7 protein-coding genes are annotated in these 7,532 nt (G+C 70.6%); all 7 read right to left on the reverse strand.

Translation table 11 applies throughout. From position 1 onward, the window contains the following. Positions 1-60: 60 nt before the first annotated feature. Positions 61-237: a DUF6191 domain-containing protein gene (locus JFN87_RS30815; protein WP_245182606.1), complete on the reverse strand. Its 177-nt coding sequence runs from the start codon at positions 235-237 to the stop codon at positions 61-63. A 34-nt stretch (positions 238-271) separates the two neighbouring features. Beyond that, on the reverse strand, positions 272-1,447 hold the full coding sequence (locus JFN87_RS30820) for a PQQ-dependent sugar dehydrogenase (RefSeq protein ID WP_209345457.1): 1,176 nt from the start codon (positions 1,445-1,447) through the stop codon (positions 272-274). A gap of 198 nt (positions 1,448-1,645) precedes the next feature. Next, positions 1,646-3,238 (reverse strand): phosphoglycerate dehydrogenase, encoded by a 1,593-nt coding sequence (serA, locus tag JFN87_RS30825; protein ID WP_209345459.1) that lies wholly within the window; start codon positions 3,236-3,238, stop codon positions 1,646-1,648. A 312-nt stretch (positions 3,239-3,550) separates the two neighbouring features. Beyond that, positions 3,551-4,552 carry a ketol-acid reductoisomerase gene (gene ilvC / locus JFN87_RS30830; RefSeq protein WP_030900281.1) on the reverse strand — a complete coding sequence of 334 codons (1,002 nt, stop codon included), beginning with the start codon at positions 4,550-4,552 and terminating at the stop codon, positions 3,551-3,553. Positions 4,553-4,704: 152 nt separating this feature from the next. Further along, the gene (gene ilvN, locus JFN87_RS30835; RefSeq protein WP_209345461.1) at positions 4,705-5,232 is read right to left on the reverse strand and encodes an acetolactate synthase small subunit; all 528 of its coding nucleotides are present in this window, start codon (positions 5,230-5,232) and stop codon (positions 4,705-4,707) included. A gap of 38 nt (positions 5,233-5,270) precedes the next feature. Next, positions 5,271-7,136 carry an acetolactate synthase large subunit gene (locus tag JFN87_RS30840; RefSeq protein ID WP_209345463.1) on the reverse strand — a complete coding sequence of 622 codons (1,866 nt, stop codon included), beginning with the start codon at positions 7,134-7,136 and terminating at the stop codon, positions 5,271-5,273. 209 nt (positions 7,137-7,345) lie between these two features. Continuing rightward, positions 7,346-7,532: hypothetical protein (locus tag JFN87_RS30845; RefSeq protein ID WP_209345465.1), on the reverse strand; the 187-nt coding region annotated here is incomplete at its 5' end.

A 7,532-nucleotide genomic window follows, 5' to 3' on the forward strand; every position in this document is an offset into this window, starting at 1 on the left:
GCCCGCGCGCCCGCGGGCAGGCGCCCGCACGCGGGCGTGGCGCCGCGCGGCCGGTCGCGGCTACGACTCGGTCTCGTCCTCGTCCGCCTGCGGACGGCGGATCGTGACCTTGCCCGACGCCAGGTCTATCGGGCCGCGGCCCGGGTCCGCGCCGTCCACGTCCACACGTGTCAGCTCCAGTCGCTTCTGCTCCTCGGCCGTGTGCTTACGGCCCGGAGCGAAGAGGCTCTCGATCATGTTGAACACGGCCCGCCCGCCTTCCGCTCCCCGCTCAGCGCACCTGGAGCAGGAGGATCCTGTCGTCCCCCGGCTTCGGCTTGCCGCGCGTATCGGTGTTGCTGGTCACCAGCCACATCCTGTTGCCTCCGGCCGAGAGCACCGTACGCAGGCGGCCGTACTTCCCCCGCAGGAACGCCTGAGGGGCCGCCGCGGATTCCCGTCCGTCCAGAGGGATGCGCCACAGCCGCTCGCCGCGCAGCGACGCCATCCACACCGAGCCGGCCACGTACGCGATGCCGCTCGGCGACGCCTCGTCCGTGTGCCACTGCTCCACGGGGTCGGTGAACCCCGGCTTGTTGCCCTTGCCCTCGACCTTCGGCCAGCCGTAGTTCTTCCCCGGTTCGATGAGGTTCAGCTCGTCCCAGGTGTCCTGACCGAACTCGGACGCCCACAGCCGCCCGGCCCTGTCCCACGCGAGACCCTGCACGTTGCGGTGGCCGAGGTCGTACACCACCGAGCCCTTGAACGGGTTGCCCGGCGCGGGCGAGCCGTCCGGCCTCATGCGCAGGATCTTGCCGCCGAGCGACTTCCTGTCCTGCGAAAGCCCGCTGTGGCCCGACTCGCCGGTGCCCGCGTAGAGCATCCCGTCCGGCCCGAACGCGATCCGCCCGCCGTTGTGGATGAACCCCTTGGGGATGCCGCGCAGGATGGTGTCGGGCGCGCCCAGCTGCTCGCCGGCGGGCTTGTGCGGGTCGTAGGTCATGCGGGCGATGCGGTTGTCGGACTGCGTGGTGAAGTACGCGTAGACCAGGTGGTCCGAGGAGAACGACGGCGACAGCGCGATCCCGAGTAGCCCGCCCTCGCCGCCGGGGGACACCCCGGACACCGCGCCCACCTCGGTCTTGCGGCCGGTCTTGACGTCGACGTGCGTGATCGTGCCCTTGTCGCGCGAGGACACCAGCAGGTCGCCGTCCGGAAGCTCGGCCAGCCCCCACGGCGACTTCAGGTTCTCGGTCACCGTGGAGAGGACCTTCACCGACCCCTTCGCCGGCGGCACGCCGGGCGACGTTGAGGGCGACGCCGAGGGCGCCGTGGAGGGCGACGACGTGTGGCTCGGCGGCGCGGTGCCCGTGCCGGGCCCGCCGGTGCCGTCGCCCGGCCCGCCGCACCCGGCGGCCAGGAGGATCACGGTCGCGGTCGCGGCCGTCCACACTGCGGTACGTCGCACGGCTGGCCCACCCTTTCCGGCAGCGGACGGTGACGGCGCTGGTGCCGGTCACGCCCTCCTACTGTCGCCCACGAACCCGCCCGCACGCAGCCTCCGCGCGTACCAGGGACCCGAAAGGACCCAGAGGGCGCACCGAAGCGTGCCCGGGAACGGCTGAGGGGCCCGGCGGGATCGCCGGGCCCCTCAGCACACCAGGGGTCAGTCCGTCAGGTTGACCGAACGCGCCGACGCAGCGCCGATCTCCTCGGAGATCTCGGTGAGCACCGGCTGCGGCACGTTGTCGTCGACGGTGAGGACGACCAGCGCCTCGCCGCCCTCCTCGGCGCGCGACACCTGCATGCCCGCGATGTTGAGCCCGGCCTCGCCGAGGATCCGGCCCACCGTGCCGACGACACCGGGACGGTCCTCGTAACGCAGCACCACCATGTGGTCGGCCAGCGCGACGTCCACGTCGTACTCGCCGATGGCGACGACCTTCAGCAGGTGCTTGGGGCCTGCCAGCGTGCCGGAGACCGCGACCTCCTCGCCGCCCGCCAGCGTGCCGCGCACCGTCACCACGTTGCGGTGGTTCGGCGACTCGCTCGACGTGGTCAGCCGCACCTCGACGCCACGCTCCTGCGCGAACAGCGGCGCGTTGACGTAGCTCACCGTCTCCGCGACGACGTCCTCGAACACGCCCTTGAGGGCGGACAGTTCGAGCACCTTCACGTCGTGCTGCGTGATCTCGCCGCACACCTCGACGTCGAGCCTGACGGCGACCTCGCCCGCCAGCGCCGTGAAGATACGGCCGAGCTTCTCCGCGAGCGGCAGCCCCGGGCGCACGTCCTCGGCGATCACGCCGCCCTGGACGTTGACCGCGTCAGGCACGAGCTCACCCGCGAGCGCGAGGCGCACGGACTTCGCGACCGAGACGCCCGCCTTCTCCTGCGCCTCGCCCGTCGACGCGCCGAGGTGCGGCGTCGCCACGACCTGGTCGAACTGGAACAGCGGGGAGTCCGTGCAGGGCTCCTTCGAGTACACGTCGAGACCGGCCGCCGCGACGCGGCCCTCCTTGAGGGCCGACGCCAGCGCCTCCTCGTCGACGATGCCGCCCCGCGCCGCGTTGACGATGCGGACCGTCGGCTTGACCTTGTGCAGCGCCTCGTCGCCGATCAGGCCGATCGTCTCCGGGGTCTTCGGCAGGTGCACCGTGATGAAGTCGGAGGCTTCCAGCAGCTCGTCGAGGGTCAGCAGCTTGACGCCCATCTGCGCGGCACGCGCGGGCTGCACGTACGGGTCGTACGCCACGACCCGCATCCCGAACGCGGCCATGCGCTGCGCCACCAGCACGCCGATGCGGCCGAGGCCGACGACGCCGAGCGTCTTCTCGCTCAGCTCGACACCCGTGTACTTCGAGCGCTTCCACTCGCCGTTCTTGAGGGCGGCGTCGGCCTGCGGGATGTTGCGCGCGGTGGAGATCAGCAGGCCGCACGCCAGCTCTGCGGCGGTCACGATGTTGGACGTCGGCGCGTTGACGACCATGACGCCCGCCTTGGTGGCGGCCGCGACGTCCACGTTGTCGAGCCCGACGCCGGCCCTGGCGACGACCCGCAGCCTGTTCGCCGCGGCCACGGCCTCGGCGTCCACCTTCGTGGCCGAGCGGATCAGGATGGCGTCGACGTCGGCGATCGCGGACAGCAGGTCGGCGCGGTCGGCGCCGTTGCAGTGGCGGATCTCGAAGTCCGGGCCGAGCGCGTCGACGGTGGCGGGCGACAGCTCTTCGGCGATGAGTACGACGGGTTTGGCGGTCACGTGTGTCCTCACAAGTCCCATTGCGGACGGCCGTTCCAGAGGCCGCAGGCGGTGGAGGGGTGCCGGGGGCGTGATGGCGCAGGCATGACCGTCCCGGATCATGGCTGCACGCCCTCGTCCGCGTGGAAGACGCACGACGCTGTGGGCCCGACGCGTGTGTGCTGAGTCTAGTGCTGTTGCCCGGTGGCACGACCCACTCGAGCACAAGGATCACTCATACGTGCAAGCGCCATGTACGGCACGGCGCCCGCGTCCTGGGCGCGGGGCCGCGCACCGCCGTACAGCGGCGGAAGGCGGCCCCGCGCTCGCGGCTCACGCCTCGGCGTCGTCCACCCAGCTCATGAGCTTGCGCAGCTCGGCGCCCGTGGTCGCCAGCAGGCTGTCCGCGTCGGCCTTCTTGTACTCGTTGTACTTCTTCAGACCGCCGTGGTACTCGTCCATCCATGTCTTGGCGAACGAGCCGTCCTGGATCTCGCCCAGGATCTTCTTCATCTCGGCCTTGGTCTGGTCGTTGATGATGCGCGGACCCGAGACGTAGTCGCCCCACTCGGCGGTCTCGGAGACCGACCAGCGCATCTTCTCCAGGCCGCCCTCGTACATGAGGTCGACGATCAGCTTCAGCTCGTGCAGACACTCGAAGTAGGCGATCTCCGGCTGGTAGCCCGCCTCGACCAGCGTCTCGAAGCCGGCCTTCACCAGCGCCGACGTGCCGCCGCACAGCACGGCCTGCTCGCCGAACAGGTCGGTCTCGGTCTCCTCGGTGAACGTCGTCTTGATGACGCCGGCGCGCGTGCCGCCGATGCCCTTCGCGTACGCCAGGGCCAGTTCGAGGCCCTTGCCCGACGGGTCCTGCTCGACCGCCACGATGCACGGGACGCCGCGGCCCTCCTCGTACTGGCGGCGCACCAGGTGGCCCGGGCCCTTCGGCGCGACCATGCACACGTCGACGTTGGCCGGCGGCTTGATGAAGTCGTAGCGGATGTTCAGGCCGTGCCCGAAGAAGATCGCGTCGCCGTCCTTGAGGTTGTCCTTGATGGACTCCTCGTAGACCTTGGCCTGGATCGGGTCGGGCACGAGGATCATGATGACGTCGGCCTCGGCGGACGCCTCTGCGGGCGTCACCACGCGCAGGCCCTGCTCCTCGGCCTTCGCCCGGGACTTGGATCCCTCGTGCAGGCCGACCCGGACGTCCACCCCGGAGTCGCGCAGCGACAGCGCGTGGGCGTGGCCCTGGCTGCCGTAGCCGATGACCGCGACCTTGCGGTTCTGGATGATGGACAGGTCGGCGTCGTCGTCGTAGAACAGCTCGGCCACGGGGTTTTCTCCTTGTTCACGTTTACTGTGGTGCGGTTGGTTGCGGGTGATCGCACGGGGCCGCCGGTGGTCGCAGGCGATGGGTCTCACCGTACGGCGGGAACGCCGTCGGTGGACGTCCGGTCTCGCCATGCGGGCGGGCCGGTGGCGGGTCAGGCGCTGCGGTCGAGAGCGCGCAGGCTGCGGTCCGTGATGGACCGCGCGCCGCGCCCTATGGCGATCGTGCCGGACTGCACGAGCTCCTTGATCCCGTACTGTTCGAGCATCTTCAGCATGGCGGCCAGCTTGTCGCTCGAACCGGTGGCCTCGATGGTGACGGCCTCGGGGGAGACGTCCACGGTCTTGGCGCGGAACAGCTGGACGATCTCGACGATCTGGCTGCGGGTCTCGTTGTCGGCGCGGACCTTCACCAGCACGAGCTCGCGCTGGATCGCGGCGCCGGGCTCGAGTTCGACGATCTTCAGGACGTTGACCAGCTTGTTGAGCTGCTTCGTCACCTGTTCGAGCGGCAGGTCCTCGACGTTCACCACGATCGTGATGCGGGAGATGTCGGGGTGCTCGGTGACACCGACCGCGAGCGAGTCGATGTTGAAGCCCCGGCGGGAGAACAGGGCGGCGATCCTGGCGAGGATGCCGGGCGTGTCCTCGACCAGGACGGAGAGCGTGTGCTTCGTGGACATGGGAGTCTCTCTGGTCTCTCGGTCGGCTCTGGCCGGGCTCAGTTGTCGGAGGCTTCGCCGAAGTCGGGACGGACGCCGAGGGCGGCCATGATCTCGTCGTTCGACGTGCCGGCGGCGACCATCGGCCACACCATCGCGTCCTCGTGGACGATGAAGTCGACCACGACGGGGCGGTCGTTGATGGCGTTGGCCTTCGCGATCACCGCGTCGAGCTCGTCGGGTGACTCGCAGCGGATCCCGACGCACCCCATGGCCTCCGACAGCTTCACGAAGTCGGGGACGCGCGTGCCGCTGCTCGGCCTGCTCGCCGCGTTGTTGCCGTCCCGCAGGGTGGTGTGGGAGTAACGCTGGTTGTAGAAGAGGTTCTGCCACTGGTGGACCATGCCGAGGACGCCGTTGTTGATGATGGCGACCTTGATCGGGATGTTGTTCAGCGCACAGGTGGTCAGCTCCTGATTGGTCATCTGGAAGCAGCCGTCGCCGTCGATCGCCCACACCGTGGAGCCGGGCCGGCCGACCTTCGCGCCCATCGCGGCGGGCACCGCGTACCCCATCGTCCCGGCGCCGCCGGAGTTGAGCCACGTGGCGGGCCTGTCGTAGTCGACGAAGTGCGCCGCCCACATCTGGTGCTGACCCACGCCGGCCGCGTACACGGTGTCCTCGGGCGCGAGCTGCCCGATGCGCTGGATGACCTGCTGCGGGGAGAGCGAACCGTCCTCGGGCTGGTCGTAGCCGAGCGGGTACGTCTGCCGCCAGCGGTCCAGGTCCTTCCACCACGCCTGGTAGCCGTTCGCGGCCGCGTCGCCGAGTGTGCCGCCGGTGTGCTCGGCCTGCACCGCCTGCACCAGGTCGGCGAGGACCTCGCGCGCGTCGCCGACGATCGGCACGTCCGCGGCGCGGTTCTTGCCGATCTCCGCCGGGTCGATGTCCGCGTGCACGATCTTCGCGTACGGCGCGAAGCTGTCCAGCTTGCCCGTGACGCGGTCGTCGAACCTGGCCCCGAGCGCCACGATCAGGTCGGCCTTCTGCAGCGCAGTGACGGCCGTGACCGCGCCGTGCATCCCGGGCATGCCCACGTGCAGCGGGTGGGTGTCGGGGAACGCGCCGAGCGCCATCAGCGTGGTCGTGACGGGCGCCTTGGTCAGCTCCGCGAGGACCCGCAGTTCGGCCGTCGCGCCGGACTTCACCACGCCGCCGCCCACGTACAGCACGGGGCGCTTGGCCTGGCCGATCAGCTTCGCGGCCTCGCGGATCTGCTTCGCGTGCGGCTTCGTCACCGGACGGTAGCCCGGCAGGTCCATCACGGGCGGCCAGGAGAACGTGGTCCGCGCCTGCAGCGCGTCCTTGGCGATGTCGACGAGGACGGGCCCGGGACGGCCGGTGCCCGCGATGTGGAACGCCTCGGCGATCGTCCTCGGGATGTCCTTCGCTTCCTTGACCAGGAAGTTGTGCTTCGTGACCGGCATCGTGATGCCGACGATGTCCGCCTCCTGGAAGGCGTCCGTGCCGATCGCCTTCGACGCGACCTGGCCGGTGATCGCGACGATCCCCACGGAGTCCATGTGCGCGTCGGCGATCGGGGTGACCAGGTTGGTGGCGCCGGGGCCCGAGGTGGCCATGCACACCCCGACCTTGCCGGTGGCCTGCGCGTAACCGACGGCCGCGTGGCCCGCGCCCTGCTCGTGGCGGACGAGTACGTGGCGGACCCGGGTCGAGTCCATCATCGGGTCGTACGCGGGGAGGATCGCGCCGCCGGGGATGCCGAACACGGTGTCGGCCCCCACCTCTTCGAGTGAGCGGATGAGGGACTGCGCACCCGTGAGGTGTTCGACGGTGGCGGAAGGCGCTCCGCCGCTACGGGCCCGCGGCTGCGGATGGTGGGCCCCGGTGGCCTGCTCGGTCATCGGCATTCTCTTCTCAGGGCTGGGGTTTAGCGAAGGTGTCGGGCTGTGCCGGTGCAACAAAAAACCCCCCGTGCCAGAAGGCAAGCGAGGGGAGCGCGTCGGTGAGGTTCCGCGGAGCCGTCATGGGCTCTGCTTCAGCCGACGCGCTGTCCAAGTACGAGGATTCGGGTGCGCATGGCACTGACCCTCCCCCTGCCGCGCCACACCTGTCAAGTGGGTGGGACCGGCGTCTCACCATTCGAGCGGGCCGAGGGGAACGGCAGCCGCTCGACGGGCAGCGGACGGGTCCGCACGGCGGGCAGCGACGGGCCCGCGACGCCGTGCGCCGCCGCGACGGGCACGCACGGCCCGCACACGCCGACGGCACCGGACAGCGCGACGGCACCCGGCCCCGCC

The organism is Streptomyces montanisoli, assembly GCF_017813245.1.
GTDB classification, from domain to species: Bacteria; Actinomycetota; Actinomycetes; order Streptomycetales; family Streptomycetaceae; genus Streptomyces; species Streptomyces montanisoli.